The sequence below is a fragment of the Zobellella aerophila genome (assembly GCF_039539325.1).
GTDB lineage: Bacteria > Pseudomonadota > Gammaproteobacteria > Enterobacterales > Aeromonadaceae > Oceanimonas > Oceanimonas aerophila.
The window spans coordinates 608,311-629,560 of the sequence record NZ_BAABCX010000002.1; the positions used below are offsets into that span (position 1 = coordinate 608,311).

Annotated in this window: 21 protein-coding genes; 5 read left to right on the plus strand and 16 right to left on the minus strand. The window is 58.3% G+C overall.

The window, feature by feature from the left end; all coding sequences use genetic code 11:
• The first annotated feature begins 21 nt into the window (after positions 1–21).
• Positions 22–201 carry a DUF2970 domain-containing protein gene (locus ABD806_RS10465; RefSeq protein ID WP_344957640.1) on the plus strand — a complete coding sequence of 60 codons (180 nt, stop codon included), beginning with the start codon at positions 22–24 and terminating at the stop codon, positions 199–201.
• On the opposite strand, the gene ABD806_RS10470 is transcribed toward ABD806_RS10465, so the two are convergent.
• From ABD806_RS10470 to pilM, 9 genes are all read right to left on the minus strand, one after another.
• Positions 198–1,049, minus strand: coding sequence for a Dam family site-specific DNA-(adenine-N6)-methyltransferase (locus ABD806_RS10470; protein ID WP_344957642.1), 852 nt, complete (start codon positions 1,047–1,049; stop codon positions 198–200). The two genes, ABD806_RS10465 and ABD806_RS10470, sit on opposite strands and share 4 nt — an antisense overlap.
• Before the next feature lie 67 nt (positions 1,050–1,116).
• The gene (locus tag ABD806_RS10475; protein WP_344957644.1) at positions 1,117–1,833 is read right to left on the minus strand and encodes an SPOR domain-containing protein; all 717 of its coding nucleotides are present in this window, start codon (positions 1,831–1,833) and stop codon (positions 1,117–1,119) included.
• A gap of 194 nt (positions 1,834–2,027) precedes the next feature.
• Entirely contained in the window at positions 2,028–3,110 is a 1,083-nt protein-coding gene (aroB, locus tag ABD806_RS10480) for a 3-dehydroquinate synthase (protein WP_344957646.1), read from the minus strand.
• A gap of 14 nt (positions 3,111–3,124) precedes the next feature.
• Positions 3,125–3,643 carry a shikimate kinase AroK gene (aroK, locus tag ABD806_RS10485; protein WP_344957648.1) on the minus strand — a complete coding sequence of 173 codons (519 nt, stop codon included), beginning with the start codon at positions 3,641–3,643 and terminating at the stop codon, positions 3,125–3,127.
• Between the two features lie 165 nt (positions 3,644–3,808).
• Positions 3,809–5,836: a type IV pilus secretin PilQ gene (locus ABD806_RS10490; RefSeq protein ID WP_344957650.1), complete on the minus strand. Its 2,028-nt coding sequence runs from the start codon at positions 5,834–5,836 to the stop codon at positions 3,809–3,811.
• A gap of 32 nt (positions 5,837–5,868) precedes the next feature.
• Positions 5,869–6,387: a pilus assembly protein PilP gene (locus tag ABD806_RS10495; protein ID WP_344957652.1), complete on the minus strand. Its 519-nt coding sequence runs from the start codon at positions 6,385–6,387 to the stop codon at positions 5,869–5,871.
• On the minus strand, positions 6,384–6,974 hold the full coding sequence (locus ABD806_RS10500) for a type IV pilus inner membrane component PilO (RefSeq protein WP_344957654.1): 591 nt from the start codon (positions 6,972–6,974) through the stop codon (positions 6,384–6,386). Before ABD806_RS10500 ends, ABD806_RS10495 begins: the two co-directional genes overlap by 4 nt.
• Positions 6,971–7,531, minus strand: coding sequence for a PilN domain-containing protein (locus ABD806_RS10505; RefSeq protein WP_344957656.1), 561 nt, complete (start codon positions 7,529–7,531; stop codon positions 6,971–6,973). The genes ABD806_RS10500 and ABD806_RS10505 overlap by 4 nt, the downstream gene beginning before the upstream one ends.
• On the minus strand, positions 7,519–8,577 hold the full coding sequence (gene pilM, locus ABD806_RS10510) for a type IV pilus assembly protein PilM (protein ID WP_344957658.1): 1,059 nt from the start codon (positions 8,575–8,577) through the stop codon (positions 7,519–7,521). The genes ABD806_RS10505 and pilM overlap by 13 nt, the downstream gene beginning before the upstream one ends.
• 189 nt (positions 8,578–8,766) lie before the next feature.
• Between pilM and ABD806_RS10515 the strand changes: the two genes are divergently transcribed.
• Entirely contained in the window at positions 8,767–11,157 is a 2,391-nt protein-coding gene (locus ABD806_RS10515) for a penicillin-binding protein 1A (protein WP_344957661.1), read from the plus strand.
• Between the two features lie 135 nt (positions 11,158–11,292).
• Here the strand turns inward: ABD806_RS10515 and oxyR are convergent, their stop codons facing one another.
• From oxyR to dusA, 5 genes are all read right to left on the minus strand, one after another.
• The gene (oxyR, locus tag ABD806_RS10520) at positions 11,293–12,186 is read right to left on the minus strand and encodes a DNA-binding transcriptional regulator OxyR (protein WP_344957663.1); all 894 of its coding nucleotides are present in this window, start codon (positions 12,184–12,186) and stop codon (positions 11,293–11,295) included.
• Positions 12,187–12,269: 83 nt separating this feature from the next.
• Positions 12,270–13,721: a dihydrolipoyl dehydrogenase gene (locus ABD806_RS10525; RefSeq protein ID WP_344957665.1), complete on the minus strand. Its 1,452-nt coding sequence runs from the start codon at positions 13,719–13,721 to the stop codon at positions 12,270–12,272.
• 212 nt (positions 13,722–13,933) lie between these two features.
• Positions 13,934–14,662 carry a glutathione peroxidase gene (locus ABD806_RS10530; RefSeq protein ID WP_344957667.1) on the minus strand — a complete coding sequence of 243 codons (729 nt, stop codon included), beginning with the start codon at positions 14,660–14,662 and terminating at the stop codon, positions 13,934–13,936.
• Between the two features lie 157 nt (positions 14,663–14,819).
• Positions 14,820–15,056, minus strand: a complete 237-nt coding sequence (locus tag ABD806_RS10535; RefSeq protein ID WP_344957669.1) for an HP1242/YdcH family protein — start codon at positions 15,054–15,056, stop codon at positions 14,820–14,822.
• Between the two features lie 29 nt (positions 15,057–15,085).
• Positions 15,086–16,075 (minus strand): tRNA dihydrouridine(20/20a) synthase DusA, encoded by a 990-nt coding sequence (gene dusA / locus ABD806_RS10540; protein WP_344957671.1) that lies wholly within the window; start codon positions 16,073–16,075, stop codon positions 15,086–15,088.
• A gap of 134 nt (positions 16,076–16,209) precedes the next feature.
• Between dusA and zur the strand changes: the two genes are divergently transcribed.
• Both zur and ABD806_RS10550 read left to right on the plus strand, forming a co-directional pair.
• Positions 16,210–16,647: a zinc uptake transcriptional repressor Zur gene (gene zur, locus ABD806_RS10545; protein WP_344957673.1), complete on the plus strand. Its 438-nt coding sequence runs from the start codon at positions 16,210–16,212 to the stop codon at positions 16,645–16,647.
• 40 nt (positions 16,648–16,687) lie between these two features.
• Complete coding sequence (locus ABD806_RS10550; RefSeq protein ID WP_344957675.1) at positions 16,688–16,894, plus strand: hypothetical protein; 207 nt, start codon at positions 16,688–16,690, stop codon at positions 16,892–16,894.
• A gap of 274 nt (positions 16,895–17,168) precedes the next feature.
• Here the strand turns inward: ABD806_RS10550 and alr are convergent, their stop codons facing one another.
• Together alr and dnaB are read right to left on the minus strand one after the other, a co-directional pair.
• Positions 17,169–18,251, minus strand: a complete 1,083-nt coding sequence (gene alr, locus ABD806_RS10555) for an alanine racemase (RefSeq protein WP_344957677.1) — start codon at positions 18,249–18,251, stop codon at positions 17,169–17,171.
• Positions 18,252–18,260: 9 nt separating this feature from the next.
• Positions 18,261–19,655, minus strand: coding sequence for a replicative DNA helicase (dnaB, locus tag ABD806_RS10560; protein WP_344957679.1), 1,395 nt, complete (start codon positions 19,653–19,655; stop codon positions 18,261–18,263).
• A 292-nt stretch (positions 19,656–19,947) separates the two neighbouring features.
• Here dnaB and ABD806_RS10565 point away from each other — a divergent pair, with 292 nt between their 5' ends.
• Positions 19,948–20,793 (plus strand): Tim44 domain-containing protein, encoded by an 846-nt coding sequence (locus ABD806_RS10565; protein ID WP_344957681.1) that lies wholly within the window; start codon positions 19,948–19,950, stop codon positions 20,791–20,793.
• Positions 20,794–21,250: the final 457 nt, after the last annotated feature.

Consider the following 21,250-nt stretch of genomic DNA (forward strand, 5'->3'; position numbering starts at 1 on the left):
CGAACTGGGCAAGGAGGTCATATGAACTGGAGACAGGCACTGCAGGCGGTAGCGGCCGCCCTGTTCGGGGTCCAGTCAGAGCAGAACCGGCGACTGCAGTTTCGGGGCAGCCCCTGGCCCTATATCCTCATCGGAACCGCCGCCATCGGGCTGTTGGTCATGGGGCTGCTGGCACTGGTGCACTGGGTAGTGCCGGACTAACTCGCTGCCCGCTGGCTGCACTCGAATGTCACAGCCTCCCGGTAAAACAGCGCCAGCAGCTCATCCACCTTCTTGCGGTTATGGCCATGGCGGCTGATGGTGCGCTTGACCGCCACCACATCCAGCGAGGCATCCCGGTACAGTTCCCGGGTCAGGGGGATATCGTGATTGCTGATCAACACGGGTACCCCCTTGGCCGCGGTTTCCCGAGCCAAACGGGCAAGGATCGCCTGATCGTCCAGGGTAAAGCCGTTGGCGGCGTAGGTGGTAAAGCTGGCGGTAGAAGACAGGGGCGCATAGGGCGGATCACAATAAAACACCTGATCACTCCGGGCCTGGGCAAACAGCTGATCATAACCCTGACAGACAAAGGTCGCCTTCTGGGCCTTCTCGGCAAAAAACCACAGCTCTTTCTCGGGAAAGTAGGGCCGCTTGTAGGCGCCGAAAGGCACATTGAAACCGCCTTTTTTGTTATAGCGACACAAGCCGTTATAGCCATGGCGGTTCAGGAATAAGAACAACAGCGCCCGTCGATAGGGATCCCGCTCCTGGTTGAAGGCGGTGCGGTAGGCATAATAGGCGCTTTTTTCATTGTTGACGTCGACAAACAGCGCCGCCGCATCCCTGATAAAGGTCTCGGGAGTCTGTTTCAGCAGCTGGTACAGGTTGATCAGGTCGGCATTGATATCGGCCAGCAGGTAGGCGTCGTAGTCGGAGTTCAAAAAGACCGAGCCGGCGCCCACGAAGGGCTCGACCAACATCCGCCCTTCGGGCAGGCGCCGGTTGATATGTTCAATCAGGCCGTACTTGCCGCCGGCCCATTTTAAGAATGCCCGAGTCTTACTCATATCAAGGCTGTGCCATCAAACCAGCTGCAAAAGGGCACGCATTGTAACCGCAACGCAGGCCGCATGACTATGGTTTGGCTTCTTTTTGTACCTGGCCGAAGGTCTTGGGCCAGGGTTTGGCGCTTTGCAGTTCGAAGGGCAGCACGGCCACCGCCCGGCGTGCCTGCTCGGCACTGTCAAAATTACCGAATACCAGCACAAACCAGGGCTTGTCATCGATGGCTTTGGGATAGATCCAGGCCGGCGTCAGGGTGTGTGTCAGCACCAGTTGATCCAGCGCGGCCAAGTTGCGTCCCGCCCTTAATTGCAGGGTATAGCGCTCGGGGGACATCTCGCTCAGCAGGCTCATGGCGCTGGTGTTCAGCGCGGTCTGTTCCGCTGGCTTAACAGACGGCTGGGCGGGCACCAGGGTGCGGCCCGTGGTCGGGTCTAGCTCCCTTTGCAGCAGGCGTCTGACCACCTTATCTTCGATCACCACCCGTTCCTTATCACTGTCATCCGGGGTATCCACCACCAGGGTATCGACATCGGGAGACACGGGTAATGTCTGCTCCGGCCAGGCCTGCGGCTCGTCGGCTGCATCTTGTCCGTCCTGGGGGAGCGGCTCGGCAAGCGGGTTATCGACGGGCCGCTCCATGGTGGGCGCAACAGGCTGGGGATCGGAACTGACCTTGCGGCCCTGCAGGCCCAGGATCAGGGCCACCAGCAGCAAGACTATCATAGCGGTCAGCACCACCTTGACCCACCATTGCCCCAATAGCCGCGAATAACCATTTTTACCCATCTGCCGTCCCGCCATAGTAGTAAGATCCCGCCGAATTAAGAGGGTTCTGCAGCTGCCCTCATGATGCCTGACACCATGCTATCAGCAAAACAGACATCTTTTCACCCCCGGTAAGGGCCGCAACGAGCAGGCAGAAGATAACGCCGAAGCGGCAGCCGTGCCCACGGCTGCCGTCAAGGGAATAGTCCGTTCGGCTATTTTTCCCTGGGAAGATCAACCACCTGGGCCAGGATCTGCTCCTCTACACCGTCGACCACTTGCGCGCAGCCTATGCCCTTGGGCAACACCAGGCGCAACCGGCCACCCAGTACTTTCTTGTCCCGTAACATATGGGGCAGGTACTGGGCCAACGACATGGTGCCGGGTCCCTGGATCGGCAGATGGGCCTTGATCAACAAGGCCTCTACCCGCGCCAGGTCCTGAACCGACATCTCCCCCCGCAAGCGGGCGGTGTGACAGGCCTGCATCATACCGGCGGCAACTGCCTCGCCGTGCAACCAGTTGCCGTAGCCCATCTCGGCTTCGATCGCGTGGCCGAAGGTATGGCCCAGGTTAAGCAGGGCACGCACCCCCTGTTCCCGCTCGTCGCTGGCCACCACTTCGGCCTTGATCTCACAGCAACGACGGATGGCATAGGCCAGGGCCTCCGGGTCCAGGCGTTGCAAGCGCTGGATATTGTGCTCCAGCCAGCCGAAAAACGCAGGATCCCAGATGATGCCGTATTTGATCACCTCGGCCATGCCGGCGGCAAATTCCCGCTCGGGCAGGGTTTGCAGACAGAGGGTATCTATCAACACCAGCTCGGGTTGATAGAAAGCCCCTATCATGTTCTTGCCCAGGGGGTGGTTAACGGCGGTTTTGCCCCCCACGGAAGAGTCGACCTGTGCCAGCAGGCTGGTGGGCACCTGAATAAAAGGTACGCCCCGCTGATAGCAGGCGGCGGCAAAGCCGGTCAGATCACCGATAACCCCTCCGCCCAGGGCGATCAGGGTGGTATCCCGACCATGATTGCCGGCCAGCAAATGCCCCATCACCTGATTAAAGGTATCCAGGGTTTTAAATTGCTCGCCGTCGGGAAGTACCAGGGTATCCACCTGCAGGGGGGCCAGCCCGGCCACCAGGGTGTCGAGATAGAGGGGCGCCAGCACCTCGTTGGTCACCACCAGCACCCTGCCACCCTTGATGGCACCACGCAGGAGTTCCCCCTGCCCCAGTAATCCTTCGGCGATAATAATGGGGTAGCTGCGCTCCCCCAGGTTGACCGTTAACCTTTCCATGGAGCTCCCGTCTGTTACAGACCGATCAGTTCGACTATCTGGTTGGCGACCAGCTTGGCGCTCTGCTCATCGGTACGCACCACATAATCGGCAATTTCCAGATACAGCTCATTGCGCTCTTCCGCCAGACGTTCCAGCACCTGGCGAGGCGGCTCTTCGGTTTGCAGCAAGGGACGGCGCTTGTCTTTTTGCACCCGGTTCAACTGCTTGTCGACCGTGGTCTCCAGATACACCACTATGCCTCTGGCAGACAGGCGGTTACGGCTTTCCTTGCTGATCACAGCACCGCCACCCGTGGCCAGCACTATGCCCTGCAGCTCGCTCAGCTCGTTGATGACCTTTTCTTCACGCTGGCGGAAGCCTTCTTCGCCTTCGACATCAAACACCCAGCTGATATCGGCACCGGTACGGCGCTCGATCTCATGATCGGAGTCATAAAACTCCATGTGCAGTTGCTGCGCCAGGTATTTACCGATGGTGCTCTTGCCCGCACCCATAGGCCCTACAAGGAAGATATTGCGTTTCTCAGCCATGTTATTCGAAATTCTCACAAACAAATGCACCCCACGAACACCGCAGGGTAGACGATGATGAACCCTTTACTTTCTGAAATTGGACGCCGGATTATCGCAACTGAGCCGGTCGCTGGCAAGGCCAAAGCCGATCCCCGGCCAGATTGCCGGGGATGAGCAGCGGATTCAGATGCTGTCGTGGGCGATACGCGGGGTCACAAAGATAATCAGCTCACGCTTGGTGTTGCTGTCCCGGGTTGTTTTAAACAGGTGTCCCATCACCGGAATATCCCCCAGGACCGGCACCTTGGTCACACTGCGCAGGATATTTTGCTGGAAGATCCCCCCCAGCACCAGGGTTTCACCGTCGCTGACCAACACCTGGGTATTAATCGACTGGGTGTTGATGGCCACCGCGCTGCCGCCGCCAGACTGCGGGATCACATCGCCCAGGGAGTCCTGGGTCACGGTCAGGTCCAGCACCACCCGGTTATCGGGGGTGATCTGCGGGGTGACCTTGAGACTTAACAGTGCATCGGCAAATTCCACCGAAGTACCGCTGTCACTCACCGTGGTATAGGGGATTTGGGTGCCTTGCTCGATCAACGCCTGCTTCTGGTTGGAAGTGGTCACCCTAGGACTGGCGATTATCTCGGCCTTGTTTTCCCGCTCCAGCGCCGACAGCTCGAGATCCAGGATACGGCCGTCACCTAGCTTGGCCACCTGGAAGGCGATATTGCCCCCGCCCGTTACCGGCAGATTCACATTCAGCGAATTGTCCGGCAAGCCACTGGCGGCGGCCTGCAACCCTTCCAGGGTGCCGCTGATCGACTGCTGGTTGCGTCCGCTGCTGCTGTCATTGCTGTATCCCCAACGCACCCCGAAAGCCTCTTCAAAGCCGTCGTCTATGGTGACCATGCGCGCCTCGATCACCACCTGCTTGATGGGAATATCCAGCAGCTGCAGCATGCGGCGGATCTGTTGTATGTTGTCGGCGGTATCCTTGATAATCAGGGTATTGGTCCTGTCATCGACACTGACCGCCCCCCGCTCACTGAGCAGACGGGTGGTATCGCTGGTCAACACCAGCTGAATATCGGTGGCCTTGGCATAATTCACCTGCAGGAATTCGGTCACCAGCGGCGCCAGCACATCCTGGGCCTGGCGGTTTTCCAGCTGTTGCTGTTCCTGCTGGGCCAGCTCCGCCGCCGGGGCGATCAACAGCACATTGCCTTCCAGCCGTTTATCCAGCCCCCGCACCTGCAGTATCATATCCAGCACCTGCTCCCAGGGCACCCCATCGAGGCGCAGGGTCAGGTTACCCTGCACCGAATCCGTGGTCACCAGGTTGAAATTATTGAAATCGGCGATCAGCTGTAATACGGTGCGTACCGGAATATCCTGAAAATTCATCGAGATGGGCTTGCCACCATAACGCCGCCGCCCCTGCGCCGCCGCATGTGACGAAGCGCTGGCAGGCTGGGCGACGTCCAGTACAAACAGCCGCCCCGATTGATCATACTGATATTCGAAGGGCCCCTTTGTTTCCAGCGTCAACAGGGTGCCGCCCTTGTCCCTGCTGCTGGTTACCCTGCTTATCCGGGTGGCAAAATCATTGACATCCATCACCTGCAGCAATTCATCGGGAATATGGGTGTTATGAAAGCGGGCAAGCAGCAGGTTGCCTTGTACCTGCATATCCACGGCCGCCGTGCCATTGTCCAGATTGACCAAGAGCTGGCCCTGGCCATCCCGGCCGCGCTTGAAGTCCAGGCCGGTCACCGCATTGATGGCACCGGACGGCAGCCGCTCACCCTGGCTGGCACTGCCGGCCGCCCCCGTGACCAACCGCAACCGCTTGCCTTCGGTCACCAGCCGATAAGGCATAGGCTCGCTCAAGGCTATGTCCACTTCCAGATGGGAGCCGGCCCGACGCACCGCCACCCGCTCGACACCCTGACGCTCGATGGGGATCAGGTTGTCGGCCAGCTGGGAGAAGGCACCGGGGATCTGCAACAGGATACGATCCGGATCCGTCTGCTGCTGATCCTTTACCCCGCTGGGAACCGCATCAAACGCCATCTCCAGCACCAGCTGCTGGCCCAGTAACGGGTTGACCTTGATCTCTTCCAGGCTGAGCGCCTGCGCCTGCGCCACCGACAACAGTACGCAAGCCAGCGAGGTCGCCAGCCTAATTCCGACGTTTTTTATCATAACGCACTCCCCTGTGACGTTTGGTCTTATTGTTATCCGCCTGTGGACAAGGTCAGTTTTGTCACCCTGGGCTCCCAGCATCCCTTACCATCGGGAATATATTCTGTCAGGGTCAGCTCATGGTCATTAATGTCTGTGACTTTGCCGTGATACAGGCCCAGCCGATGACCCACACCGACCCTGTGGGTCACGCCATCCTGGGTACGAACCAGCCCCCATACACTCCGGCCGTCGCCGAGCGAGCCCCGCAACGACAGGTTATCCAGCGAATATTGTTCCAGCGGATCTTTTGGCCGCTCGTTATCCAGGGGATCACAGGTCTGATTGTTAGCGAGCTGCTCGACCATGTCTTCCGGCTGTGGTTGGGCAAAGGGGCTGCGCTCGCTCACCGGGCTGTATTGCTCGGGCACAAACGCCACTATGTCCGGCAAGGGCTCGGGCGGATTGGCCGGACGCGCCTTGACCTCGGCAACATACAGCCTCAGATCGCCGGCATCGTCGTTACAGGCCGTCACCAGTATCAGCAGGCCGAGTAGCAACAGGGGTTTCATGGTGCCTCCTGCTTACTGTATTTGTAGGTTTTAGCCAGCATGCTCATGTTGAGCCGTTCGTTGCCGGCCCGGGACACATCAAAGCTGTCGATAACCACGATTCGCGGCAAGGCGGCGATATCGGCAACAAAATTGCCCAGCTGATGATAATCGCCGCTGACGATGATGCGCATCGGCAGTTCGGTCGTGAAATCATTGGGGTTCTCCGGCTCCCAGTTAATCCGCTGTAGCTGCAGGCCGTTGTCGGTGGCGATAAAGCTGATGTCATCCAGCAGGCCGGCAATCTCCAGGCTGTTGGGCAGTTTTTTTAATTGTTCCGCCAGCTGCTCCTCCAGCTCGGCCACCTGCAGCCTGTATTCCGGCAGCAGCACCGCCAGCCGGGCCTTTTCCTCAAATACCTCCTTCAGCTTGAGTTCCTGAGTGCGGGCCTGCTCCAGCCCCTTGATGCTGTCGCCGATAAACAGGTAGCCGAAGGCCGCCGACAACAGGACGCACACGATCAGGATGGCAACGATCCTGGCGGCTCTGGGCCACTGACCAATATTGTCGAAGTCTAATTCCAGCTCATTGATTTTCTGCCAGTTCATTGGCTCACCCCCTGTCCTTTATCGGCCACCAGAAACAACATGGAGAACTGGCTCAGGGCGATGGGTTGAGTGTCGCTGGAAAAAATAGTACTGAGTTTGGGCTCGGACAACCAGTCACTGTCTTCAATCTGGCGGATCATGCTGGCCACCCGGGTATAGGCCTCGGTCTTGCCGACCACATCGATGCGCTCTTGCGCAACCTTCATCGAGTTCAGGTAAACCCCGGGGGGAACCAGTACCGGCATCTGATTGAATAAACGAACGGAAAAATTGCGTCTCTGCTGTAAATCACCGATCAGCCGCATGCGCTCCTGAATTTGCTCATGCTGCTTCTTAATCAGGTTTATCTGTCCCAGCACCACGTCCAGCTTAACCGTCTCGTCCTGCAAGAACCGATTCCGCGCCTGCTGCTCGTCGATCAGCTTGATGACCCACAGGTTGAGCCCCACCATCAGGGTCAGGGCAAACAGCGCCGATACCGCCAGGGTAAGCCAGAACTGTTTTTGTTGGCGGGCACGAACCGCATCGCGCCAGGGCAAGAGGTTTATATTGGACATGGCGTATAGCTCCGTAATGCCAAGCCCAGCGCCATCATATAGGCGGCGCCCGTGGTCCCCTCCGCGGCCTGACCATTGAACAGGCGGATAAAATCGGGATGTAACACCGGCAAACTCAATTCTTGTTCAAGCACTTCGGCCAGGTTGGGCAACAGGCTGCCACCACCACTCAACACTACCCCCTGAGGCGCCTTTTTACCTGAGCTGCTGCAAAAAAGCTGAATGTTGCGGCGTACATGCTGCAGTATGGCGTTGATATGCAGCTGCTCTATGTCGTATCTCACCGCTTCGGGCAGGCCGTTATTCAGCTTGGCCAGTTCGATCTCAGCCAGCGACAACTCGGTCACCTTGGCCAGCTCGCGGGTAAAGTGGGCACCGCCAAAGTTCTGCAAGCGGTTATAGATGATGTCGTCTCCGTCCATCACCGCAAAGGTCAGACATTCGCTGCCGATGTCGACCAGGGCCAGGACCTGTGCCCGGGCTCCCTCGATATCCAGGCAAGCCTTGACTGCGCGAGCCAGGGCATGCACCCCTATATCTACGACCTTGGTTTGCCAGCCGGCCTCCTCCAGGGCGGAGATGCGAGTACTGATGCTGTCGGTACGCGCCGCGCTCAGCAATATGTCTTCCCGCTCCGGCAGGTTGCTGTCCGGGCCCAGGCTTTCATAGTCGATGCTGATCTCGTCAAGGGGAAAGGGAATATGTTGTTCCGCCTCGCCCAGCACCTGATTTTCCAGCTCCTCGGCACTCAGGTTGCGGGGCACCAGTATCACCTTGGTGATGACACTGCTGCCACTCACGGCCGTGGCCACCTTATCGTAAGGACAATCCAGCTGTCGCCTGAGCAGCTTAAGGGCAAGCCCGATTTGCTCCACATCCTGAATCTGATGATCGACCAGGCTGCCCTTGGGGGTAGCAACGGAACCGATGGCTTCGAGCTGATAATGGCCGGGACGCCCTTTGAGCGCCACCGCCTTGATATGGCTGGTACCAAAATCGATGCCCACCAGCCACTGGGTATTTTTGTCTTTCAATAGACTCAACATAAGCATCCATGCGTTTGTTGTGATGAGTATGGGTAAGGATAGGCAGACTCAATCGGACTTGCAGAAAATTATTTAATAAAAACAAAGCGCTCGAATCACCCCCCATCCACAAGATATACTTGCACACTACCGAACAAAAATATACTTGCACACTATTGATTAACAAATAGTTTATTGGGTTACCAACTAATGCTCAAATGGCTCTCTCGCCTGTTTTTATTATGTCTGCTCCTGGTGTTCTCCGGCGCTACCGCCGTCTTTGCACTGTACCAGCAGGTCAAGGCCGAACTCCCGGATGTCTCGGCCCTCAGGGAAGTCCAGCTGGACGTGCCCTTGCGTATCCTCAGCCAGGATGGCGAGCTGATCTCTCAATTCGGCGAGCAAAAGCGGGATCCGGTGACCCTGGCACAACTGCCGCCGCTGCTGATAGACGCATTTCTGGCGACGGAAGACGCCCGTTTCTATGAGCACCCGGGCATAGACCCCATCGGCATTGCCCGCGCCGCCATTGTCTGGATCACCACAGGGGAAAAGCGCCAGGGGGCCAGTACCATTACCCAGCAGGTTGCCCGCAACTTTTTCCTCAGCCGGGAAAAAACCGTCACCCGCAAGGTAAAGGAAATTTTCCTCGCCCTGCATATCGAAAGCCTGCTGACCAAGGAGGAAATTCTTGAGTTGTACCTCAACAAGATCCCCCTGGGGAATCGCGCCCATGGCGTCAGTGCCGCCGCGCAGGTCTACTACGGGAAAACGGTTGATCAACTGACCCTGGCAGAAATGGCCATGATCGCCGGTTTGCCTCAGGCGCCGTCGCTGTTGAATCCAATTCGTTCGCCGGAGCGGGCTGCCGAACGCCGCGCCCTGGTGTTGGGGCGGATGCTGGAACTGGGCAAGATAGGCCGGCAGGACTATCAGCAGGCGATGGCCGCCCCCGTCGCCGCCAGCTATCATGGTACCAAGATCACCCTGAGCGCCCCCTACTTGGCCGAAATGGCCCATCAATTCGCCCTGACCATGTATGGGGAAGCTGCCTATGGCCTGGGCCTGAACATCTACACCACAGTCCATGCCAAGGAGCAGGAGGCAGCCAACCGCGCCCTGACCGATCGCCTGCTGGCATATGATCTGCGCCATGGTTACCGGGGGGCCGAGGCGCAGCTCTGGCAAGGTCGCCCCTGGGATGACAGCAGGATCCGACAGCACCTGGATGAACAACCCGGCTATTGGCCCCTGGAGCCGGCGGTGGTCACGGCCGTACAGGCACATAGCGCAACCATAGTGATTAAAGAAAAGGGCGAGCGGCAGCTGTCCTGGGACGGCATGAAGTGGGCCAGGCGCTACATTACCGATAGCCGTCAGGGACACCCTCCCCGCCGGGCCGGGGACATCCTCGAGGCCGGCGAACAAATCTGGGTGCGATCCACAGCCGACGGCTGGTTGCTGGCCCAGGTGCCTGAAATCAACGGCGCCCTGGTATCACTCAGACCCAGCGACGGCGCCGTCACCGCGCTGGTGGGAGGTTTTAATTTCAGCCTGAACAAATTCAACCGGGTCGAGCAGGCAAAGCGCCAAATGGGTTCAAACATCAAACCCTTCATTTACTCCGCCGCGCTCGATCAGGGCTTTGGCCTGTCCAGCCTGATTGACGATGCCCCCATCGACAGCTGGGATCCGGGCAAGGGCGTTCCCTGGCGGCCGCGCAACTCCCCCAATGTCTACGACGGCCCCATTCGACTCAGAGAGGCCCTGGCCCGCTCCAAGAATGTAGTATCCATCCGGCTGTTGCGGGAAACCGGCATAGATAACGCCCTGACCCGGCTCCGGCAATTTGGCTTCGATACCTCGGATATTCCCCCAACCGAAAGCTTGGCCCTGGGATCGCCCTCGGCGACACCGCTGGAAATGGCGGCCGGCTACGCCGCCTTTGCCAATGGCGGCCTTAAGGTTGATCCCTATGTGGTCGAGCGGATCGAGGATGCCCGAGGCAACGTCATCTATCGGCACAACCCGGTCAGTCAGCGTATTATTTCCGAGGAAAATGCCTTCCTGATCACCGATGCCCTGACCTCGGCTATCTGGGGGGGCAGCACCCGGGGCAAGCACTGGAATGGTACCGGTCGTCGTGCCGGGCTGGCACTGGAACGCAAGGACATTGCCGGTAAGACCGGGACCACCAACCAGTCCAGGGACGCCTGGTTTTCCGGCTTTACCCCGGACAGGGTAGCCACCGCCTGGGTCGGCTTCGATGATTTCAGCCGTCCCCTGGGACGGACGGCCTATAACCCGAATTTATCATCCGCTCAGGTTTCAGGTGGGGAATTCGGCGCCAGTGCCGCCTTGCCTATCTGGATTGATTATATGAAAGCCGCGTTGGCCGACTTTCCCGTGCGCCAAAGGGCCGTGCCCGCCAACCTGTATAGCGCACAAATCGATACCTACACGGGTGAAATCACCACGGATACCGGCGTCGACACCAGGGATGAATATTTTGAATTAGGCAAAGAGCTCAGACGCGTGACCATTATCCATCAGCCGGGTGCAGGTTTTGGTGAGCGAAGTGTCACCGAAGAGTTGTTCTAAACGGCAGTTTTCAGGCTTTACAGCAGAGCCGGTCGCCACCAGGCCGTGAGCCCAGGGCATGGTATCGGCACCAGGCGGGTCGGTTAGCAGTCAAGGGGAACCCCTCGCGTCGACGAGCCCCCGGGTCTCGTCGGATCACAGCAGCGACGGCATGATCTTGCTGATCACCTTGGCCATTTCATTGAAGCAGGGCCGCCGGACCGAATGGGTCCGGTAGAGCAGGGAAATGGTCCGGCTCGGCTCCAGATCGGTAACCGGCAGATAGCGAACCCCCGATGCCTCATGCTGTTGCCCTATCGCCAGCTTGGGGATCAGGGTCAGGCCGGAGCCCGCCGCCACCATGTTACGCAGGGTCTCCAGGCTGGTCGCCTGAAAATGGGTATCTTCGCCCACCCCGGCGGCGAAACAGAAGCCCATGGCCTGATCCCGCAGGCAATGCCCATCTTCCAGCATCAGCAGTTTTTCTCCTTTCAGCTCGCTCAGGCCGACCTGCTGGCGCGCAGACCAGGCATGCTCCTCGGGCAGGGCCAGCATCATGGGCTCCTGATACAGGGGGATGGAACCGAAGTTGCCCATCTCGTCCAGCTTCGCCAGGATCAGGCAATCCAGCTCCCCATCGGCCAGCTGTTTCAACAGCACCTGGGTCTGGGCTTCATAGAGGTAAATATGCAGCTCGGGAAAATGCTGCCTGAGGGCCGGAATGATATGGGGCAACAGATAGGGGCCGACGGTCGGGATCAGGCCGATATGCAACTCGCCGGACATCGGTTCGGTGAAGGTTCGGGCGATATCCCTCAGCTCCTTGGTCGCCGCCAGCACCCGTCGCGCCTGAGTGGTAATGGCGTCCCCCGCCGGGGTGAACAGCACCTTGCGCGAGGTCCGCTCCATCAACACCACCCCCAGTTCATCTTCCAGCTTGCGCAGCTGGCCGCTCAGGGTAGGCTGGCTGACGAAACACTTCTCGGCCGCCTTACGAAAATGCCGCTCTTCGGCCAGGGCAACCAGGTATTCCAGATCCCTTAAATTCACACTTTTTCCTATCTGTTGCTGCGCTTGGCTGCATTATTTACTTATTTTGCACAAAATAGAAAGGCTTGGAACCGGGCTAATGGTTAATCGCCCACTCCACATTCCATGCAACGGTCGACGATCTTCGGTCCCAGATGCAGCCTGTCATTCAGATCCCGCAATGCGGTTCGGATCCCTTCCTCAATCACCGGATGATAGAAAGGCATGTCCAGCATCTGCGCCACCGTCATTCTCTGCTGATGGGCCCAGGCCAGCAAATGGGCCAAGTGCTCCGCGTCCGGCCCCATCATCTCGGCGCCAAGGAACAGGCCGGTGCCCTGCTCCCCATAGACCCGCAACAGGCCCTGATTACGCAACATAACCCTGCTGCGGCCCTGATCTTCAAAACTGACCTCGCCGGTAGTAAAGCAGTCACAACTGCCATAGCGCTTTTCCAGCTCCCGATAGCCAGCACCCACCATGGCAATCTGCGGATCCGAAAACACCACCGACAGCTTGCTGCGACGCAAGCCGGCGCGGATATCCGGGAAGCGACCGGCATTATAGCCGGCGATCCGGCCCTGATCCGCCGCCTCGTGCAACAGCGGCAGTTGGTTGCTGGCATCACCGGCTACAAACACATGGGGCAGGCTGGTCTGCATGGTATAGGCGTCGGCCTCCGGTACGCCCCTGTCATCCAGCAAGATGGCCAGCTGGTCCAAACCCAAGTTGTCGACGTTGGGGCGACGACCGGTGGCGGCAATCACATAGTCCACCCGAATATGCTCGGTACCGCCGTCGGTGTTACGAAAATCGATCTCGACCCCGTCCCCCTGCCGCTCCATCCGCGTGACCTTGGCATCCGCATCCAGGAAAAATTCCTGTTGCAGGGTACGGGAGGCATAATCCATCACCCGAGGATCGGTGAGCGGCCCCAGCTGCCCCCCCATCCCGAACATCCATACCTTGACGCCCAACCGGTGCAGGGCCTGGCCCAACTCGAGGCCGATCACCCCGGGCCCGAATACCGCCACCGACTCGGGCAAATCATCCCAGTCAAAGACATCATCATTGACCAGCAGGCGATCGCCCAGCTCGTCCCATTCCGAGGGATAGGCAGGACGGGAGCCGGTTGCGATGATGATAGATTCGGCTTCGAGACGGCTGTGTCCATCGATCTCCAATATATGGGCATCGACAAAACGGGCCCGCCCCTCAATCCTGTCTTCGGCAGGAATAGAGTCGACCGACTCGAGTACAAACCCGACGAAGCGATCCCGCTCCCGCTTGAGCCTGTCCATCACCGCCTTGCCATCGATACGGATCTCCCCGTCGATATGCACCCCGAAGCCGGGGGCTCTTGCAAGTTGATGCGCACTGTCGGCGGCGGCAATCAACAGCTTGGAGGGCATGCAGCCGACCCGGGCACAGGTAGTGCCGTAGGGACCGGCCTCAATCATCTTAACGCTTTTACCATGCGCCTTGGCGCCCCGATAGGCCGCCAAACCGGCGGTACCGCTGCCGATAATCACCACGTCAACCTGACTCTGCTTCATCGCTTTCCCCTCAGGAATCCGGAAAAAATACGGGGCCCATGCCCAATACCATTCGGTTAAGAAGGATAGGGTGTCCCCTGAGCCAACCGTCGATGGCATGGATGCCACCATCGAGCATACATGGATGTACTTGCTGCGTGTTGGCATAGGGTACCTTATCCTGATCGTCACCTTAACTGACTGGCATTAGGGCTCACGCCCCATCCATTCGCTTATGCCAGATGGTCGGCCAGCTCGTCGCTGCCGCCGATATGACGGCCGTCGATAAAGACCTGCGGTACCGTCGTCCGTCCGGACATGGCCTTCAGGCTGATGCTGGTGGCATCCTGGCCCAGCACCACCTCTTCGAAGCGCATGCCTTTATCCAGCAACAACTGTTTGGCACGGGCGCAGAACGGACAGCCCGGCTTGGTGATGATGCTGATCGCCGACGGCTTCTTCGCCCCGGGGTTGATGTATTCCAGCATGGTATCCGCATCGGACACCTCGAATGGATCCCCGGGCTTGTTCGGCTCGATGAACATTTTTTCAATGATGCCGTCCTTCACCAGCATCGAATAGCGCCAGGAGCGTTTGCCGAAGCCCAGCTCCTGCTTGTCCACCAGCATGCCCATGCCGTCGCTGAACTCACCATTGCCGTCCGGGAGTACCCGGATATTGCCGGCTTCCTGATCCGCCAGCCAGGCGTTCATCACGAAGGTGTCATTGACACTGATACAGACGATGTCATCGACGCCATTTTCGAACAGCACCGGAGCCAGCTCGTTATAGCGGGGCAGATGACTGGAGGAACAGGTCGGGGTAAAAGCGCCCGGCAGCGAAAATACCACCACGGTTTTGCCCTTGAAGATATCGTCGCTGGTGACGTCCAGCCACTGATCCTGATGGCGGGTGCGGAAGGTTACCTGGGGTACGGTCTGGCCGGTCTTGTTGGTTAACATACTGATGTCCTCATCGGTTGTGTCTTTAGCGATGGACTCAGTATGCCGGACACGATCATATTCATTAAATCGTTTGAATAACTTAAAACAATAGGTTTTAACAATCATAATAAAAACGGGAAATGGTCAACCATTCCCCGTTTTCTCAGCGAGACGCTCAGCTCTGACCGTTCAGCCAACCCTTGTACAACTGGTCCTTTAGCTGATGGCGGCGCAATTTGAGTTCTTCAAAATTAGCATCGGAAATGGGCATATTCCGGGATTCCAGTCCCTCTATCTCATGATTCAGCTTATGGTACTCCCGGGCCAGTTGGGCAAAATCCGGGTTGTTCTGCTTGAGCTCCTGAATCTTGTCTGCGTATTCGGGAAACTCGTCGGTAAGCGCATGTCTCATTAGCCAACTCCTCAATGACAGGGAATAATTTAACTATAGACGAGCATTTCCTCTGGTACCTTGGCCAGCGCCGCCTCCACCACTTCTATGCCGGCGCCGGGCTTATGGGCGTTCTCGCTCAGGTGCCGACGCCAGGCACGGGCACCGGGCAGCCCCTGAAAAATGCCCAGGGTATGGCGGGTGATATTACCCAGATAACAGCCCTCGCCGAGTTGCTGCTCGATATAGGGCAACAGCTGGCGGATCACCTGATGCCGGCTGGGCTGCTCGGCCCGCACACCGAACAGCTCCCTGTCCACCTGCGCCAACAGATAGGGGTTTTGATACACCTCCCGTCCCAGCATGACGCCGTCCAGATGCCGCAAGTGCTCCCTGGCCTCCGCCAGGGTTTTGATGCCGCCATTGATGGCCATGGTCAACCCGGGGTAATCCGCCTTAAGCCGGTATACCCGCTCATAGTCCAGCGGGGGGATCTCGCGGTTTTCCTTGGGGCTCAGTCCCTTCAGCCAGGCCTTGCGCGCATGCACCACCAGGGCATCGGTGCCCACCGCCAGCAAGGACTCCACCAGGGTGCACAGAAACTCATAGCTGTCCTGCTCATCGATGCCGATGCGGGTTTTGACCGTCACCGGGATCGCCACCACCGCCTTCATGGCCGCGACGCAGTCGGCGACCAGCCCGGGCTCGGCCATCAGGCAGGCACCAAACATGCCGTTTTGCACCCGATCGGAGGGACAACCGACGTTCAGGTTGATTTCGTCATAGCCCCGCTGCTCGGCCAGCACGGCGCATCTGGCCAGCGCCCGGGGGTCGCTGCCGCCCAGTTGCAGCACCAGGGGATGTTCCTGCTCGTTAAAAGCCAGGTAATCCCCCTTGCCATAGAGGATGGCACCGGTGGTCACCATTTCGGTATAGAGCTGGGCATGGCGACTCAGCAGGCGATGAAAATAGCGGCAATGCTTATCCGTCCAATCGAGCATGGGGGCAACGGAGAAGCGGGCACTGGGGTACTGACTCATAATTGATGACTTTTTGTTCATAAAGGCGCGCATTATACCCAAGGCTGCCGACAGACCCAAATCCGAAGCAGTCCAAGTTTTGTCGGCCTGTGCTAATATGCCGACAAACGATAATCAGGATTTCTGCCCTATATATGTCTGTTCAACGACAGCTGGAACAAGCCGAGCGTTTATGTCAGCAACGCAGCGTACGCTTCACCCCAACTCGGCGCCATGTGTTCACCCTGCTCGCCGAGCACAAGGGGGCGGTCAGCGCCTATGAGCTGCTGGACAGACTCAAATTGCTGGAGCCCAATGCCAAGCCACCGACCGTATATCGAGCCCTGGATTTTTTGCTGTCCCAGGGTTTTGTGCATAAGGTTGAATCACTGAATGCCTTTTTATTCTGTGATCATTTCGCCCAGCAACATCCGATGCAGCTGTTGATCTGTGACAGCTGCGACCTGGTGATCGAACTGCATGATGAGGCCATCAACCAAGCCTTTAACCAGCAGGCCGAGCAGCATGGCTTCACCATTACCAACCAGACTATAGAAGCTCACGGCCACTGTGAGCGGTGCCGGAAAAGATGATGGAACGACCGGCCGGGTTCAGCCGATAATAGGGAGTCTTATGGGTACTCTAGTCAAATGGATATTGATCCTGGGGATCCTGTTTATGGCACTGAGCGAGGTGGATTTGAACACCTCGCTGTACAAATATGAAGAAAACCAGATAGAAGTTACCTTCCCCAGCTGGAAAACAGAGCAACCATGGATACACATTAAATGGAATCCGGGTAAGGATGAATGGCTGTATCAGTGGCGGCCTGAAAACTAAGCCGAAGACCCTTTCTAGTCAGGGTTGTCCCCACTGAGCAAACAGCCGGGATGAGGGGTTAATCAAGAGGGCGATAAAAGCAGCAGACGCAACGCATAGTGTGGGCCTATGGGTCGGCCAGCTAACGCAGGGCGCGCCCGTCGGGACGCGACCCTAAGGGCTGAGGCTGTGCCGCCCCACGGTGGCGTTACTTACCGCTGATTTGGCCCCACCAAACGGCGCGGGGTACACCTTGCCCGGAAGCGGCACAACTTCAGCGACATAACGGCACCCCCTAGATATATTCGAGATGGGGACGCGCGGTCATCCGGGTCACCAACTCATAGGCGATGGTACCCACGTGGCGTGCCACTTCTTCCGCAGCCAGTCCTTCACCCCATAAAATCACCTCATCACCGACTTTATCGGTGGCTTCCGGCCCCAGATCGACGGTAGCCATGTCCATTGATACCCGGCCGGCCAGCGGCACCTTACGACCGTTGATCAGCACCGGGGTACCGGCAGGCGCGGTCCTGGGATAGCCGTCGCCATAGCCGACGGCTATCACCCCGATACGGGTATCCCGCGGGCTCACCCAGGAACCCGCATAGCCAACCGGCTCGCCTGCCTTGTGCTCGCGCACCGCAATCAGACTGGAGGTAAAGGTCATCGCCGGGCGCAAACCGAAGTCCGTGCCCTGCTGGTCGCCGAAAGGCGTGATGCCATAGAGCATGATGCCCGGGCGGATAAAGTCACAATGAGCCTCGGGAAACGCCAGCACCCCGGCGGAATTACAGAGGGCGGTCGCCTTGACCCGTCCCTGGGTGAGCTGTGTGAACTGGGCGATCTGGGCCTGGGTCACGGCATTTTGATCGGGCTCGTCGGCACGGGCGAAGTGGGTCATGGCGTTCACCGGCTGAATAACCTGCGGCAAACGGGCCAGGCGGGCGAACACGCCCTCCACCTGCTCCGGACGAAAGCCCACCCGATGCATGCCGGAGTCGAGCTTGACCCAGACGGTCACGGGGGCCGTCAGCGGCGTCCGCTCCAAGGTTTCCAGCTGGGCCAGATGGTGGATACATATATGGAAATTCTGCGTCGCCGCCTGCTCCAACTGACCGCGATTGAAAAAGCCTTCGAGCAGCAATATGGGCTGACATATGCCACCGGCCCTGAGTTGTTGCGCCTCTTCGAAGCGGGCCACGGCAAACATGTCCGCCTCGGGCAGGGCTGCCGCCACCGACAGGGCTCCATGGCCGTAGGCATTGGCCTTGACCACCGCAATCGCCTTGGCCTGGGGGGCCAGGCGCTTGGCGACATTCAGGTTGTGCCTGACAGCCTCCAGGTTGATACGGGCCACCGCCCCTTTCGCATCCATGACAGCTCCTTAATAATCATCATCGAAATCGGGTCCGGCATAATTATCGAAGCGGGAATACTGCCCCTGAAATGTCAGCCGGACCTTGCCTATAGGTCCGTTACGTTGCTTGCCTATGATGATCTCGGCGATGCCCTTATCCGGGCTATCATCGTGATATACCTCATCACGATAGATAAACATGATCAAATCCGCATCCTGCTCGATAGAACCTGATTCCCGCAGATCCGAGTTTACCGGCCGTTTGTCGGCCCTCTGCTCCAGGCTCCGGTTTAGCTGGGACAGGGCCACCACGGGCACACTCAGTTCCTTGGCCAGCGCCTTGAGCGAGCGCGAGATTTCGGCTATCTCCAGGGTGCGGTTGTCGGACAGGCTGGGGACAGTCATCAACTGCAGGTAATCCACCATGATCATGCTGATCCCCCCGTGTTCGCGGGCCACGCGGCGGGCCCGGGAACGGACTTCGGTGGGGGTCAGACCGGAAGAGTCATCGATATAGAGCTGACCTTTTTCGAGCAACATGCCCATGGTCGACGACAACCGCGCCCAGTCTTCATCATCCAATTGCCCTGTGCGTATGCGGGTTTGATCGATACGCCCGAGGGAGGCAAGCATCCGCATAATAATCTGCTCAGATGGCATTTCCAAGGAGAAAATGAGCACTGGTTTGTCGTTTGTTAGTGCAGCATGCTCACAAAGATTCATTGCAAAAGTCGTTTTACCCATAGAGGGGCGGGCCGCCACTATAATCAGGTCCGAAGACTGGAGTCCGGCAGTTTTTTTATCCAAATCCGTGTATCCGGAGGACACCCCGGTGATGCCCTGATGCGGGTTTTTATACAGATCCTCGATGCGATCTATGGTTTTTTCTAGCAAGGCCCGTAATGGTTGCGGGCCCTCATTGGCACTGCTCCGGCTTTCGGCAATCTTGAATACTCTGGTTTCGGCCAGATCCAGCAAATCTGCCGACGTCCGCCCCTGGGGATCGAAGCCCGCCTCGGCGATTTCATTGGCAACGGCGATCATCTCCCTTACCACCGCCCGTTCCCGCACTATCTCCGCATAGGCGCCGATGTTGGCGGCACTGGGGGTGTTTTTGGCAATCTCCACCAGATAAGAAAAACCGCCGACCGTATCCAGGGCTTCGTGCCGCTCCAACTCTTCCTGCACGGTGATCAGATCGACCGGATTATTCGCCTGGGCCAGCCTTTGCATGGCCTGAAAGATCAAGCGGTGGGGACGGCCGTAGAAGTCGGTCTCGGACACCTTCTCCGCCACCCGATCCCAGGCATTGTTATCCAGCAGCAGTCCGCCCAGTACCGACTGCTCCGCCTCGAAGGAATGGGGCGGCATCTTGAGCTGAGCCACGGCCTTGTCTGTCTTGTTGGCGGTTTTCTCTGTCATCGGCTGTCTCTGGTGCGGGGAAAAGGCTATTATCGGGATTTTTAGGGACGGCATAAAGCCTCATGCCCAAAAGCCCGCCAGTTAAATCTGAAACGGGGCTAATCGGCTCCATGTCCCTACCACCGGCCAATTCAGTCGGACTGACGCGTATTGACATCGGTACCCATGGCGGCAAGCGGCGGCAGGGCATATTACCCGAAATGCTGAAATTGATTAAATAAAACCCATCCCTGGTTGACATAATATGTCCCTGCTTTAGGATGTTGCCTATCTGTAACACAAGGAAAATACCATGCGTAAACTTCTGGCCCTGTTTACCCTGATCTTCGCGGTCAGTATCAGCACCACCTCCTTCAACACCGAGGCGGCCAAATTCGGCGGCAGCCGCTCGGTCGGCAAGAGTTTTAAAACCGCGCCCAGCCAGCCAGCCAAACAAACAACCAATACCGCTAACAGCGGCCAGACCCAGCAGCCGAAAAAATCCGGCCTGATGGGCGGCTTGCTGGGTGGTCTGCTGGCCGGCGGCCTGTTCGCCTGGCTGCTGGGCTCCGGCGCCTTCGAAGGCTTCCAGATGATGGACTTCCTGATGATAGCTGGCCTAGCCTTTGCCGCCGTCATGGTTTTCCGCGCCCTGCGCAAGAGCAAGGCTCCGGCGCCCAGGGCGGCCTACAGTGGTCCTCAGCAGTTTGAAGCCCCTCAGCAATCCCCCATTGCCAGCACCGCAGCCTCCTCCGGTTTCGCGGCCAGTGATGTACCCTTCAACCTGCCCCAGGGCTTCGATATGCAGGCCTTCCTGCAAGGCTCTCGCGAGCATTACCGCACCCTGCAGCAGGCCTGGAACCAGAACGATCTTGAGAAGATCCGGGAATATGTTACTCCCGAACTGTTTGCCGAGCTGAGCCAGGAACGGGCCAAATTGACGGGCGATCAACACACCGAGGTAATGTTTGTTGATGCCGAGCTGGTTCGCGCCGATCACACCTCTTATCAGGCCCAGGTCAGCGTCAAGTTCAGCGGCCGCTACCGTGACCTCCAGGAAGCCGTTGAGCAGGATATCCGCGAGATATGGCACCTTGAACGCGATCTGACCAAGGCCAATGCCCCCTGGCTAATCGTCGGCCTGGAAGAAAACGCCTGAGTTTTTCCTCTCTTAAATAGCAAAGGCGCCCGCAGGCGCCTTTGCTATTTCCGCGATCTTGTTACCCTGCTCCCTATGGGAATGCAGAGCAGGGTCAAAGCACTGCTCCTAACAGCGGCAGAAAAAGGCGAAAGGGCCAGTTCCGGCGGCTCGTCGCTCGCTGTTTCAGTCTCCTGAAAGTCAACCAAAGGTCGACTCCGCCGACACGCCGTGAATCCATCCGTTGAGGCTCGACCGGCGCCATTCATGGCACCAACGGTCGATGGAGGCGTTCCCTTTGGTCTCCTTCAAGCCTCGATGTTGCCAGTTACAGAGCTAACCGGCAGCTCAGTGCTCCATACTCCATACCGTCTAAATAACTGATACAAATACCGCTACATATCGAGACAGAAGTCAGGATTCGATAAGCAGACCCTCCGCGCCAGGGATGGCGCGGCGGAGCCCCCAAGGATGGGTT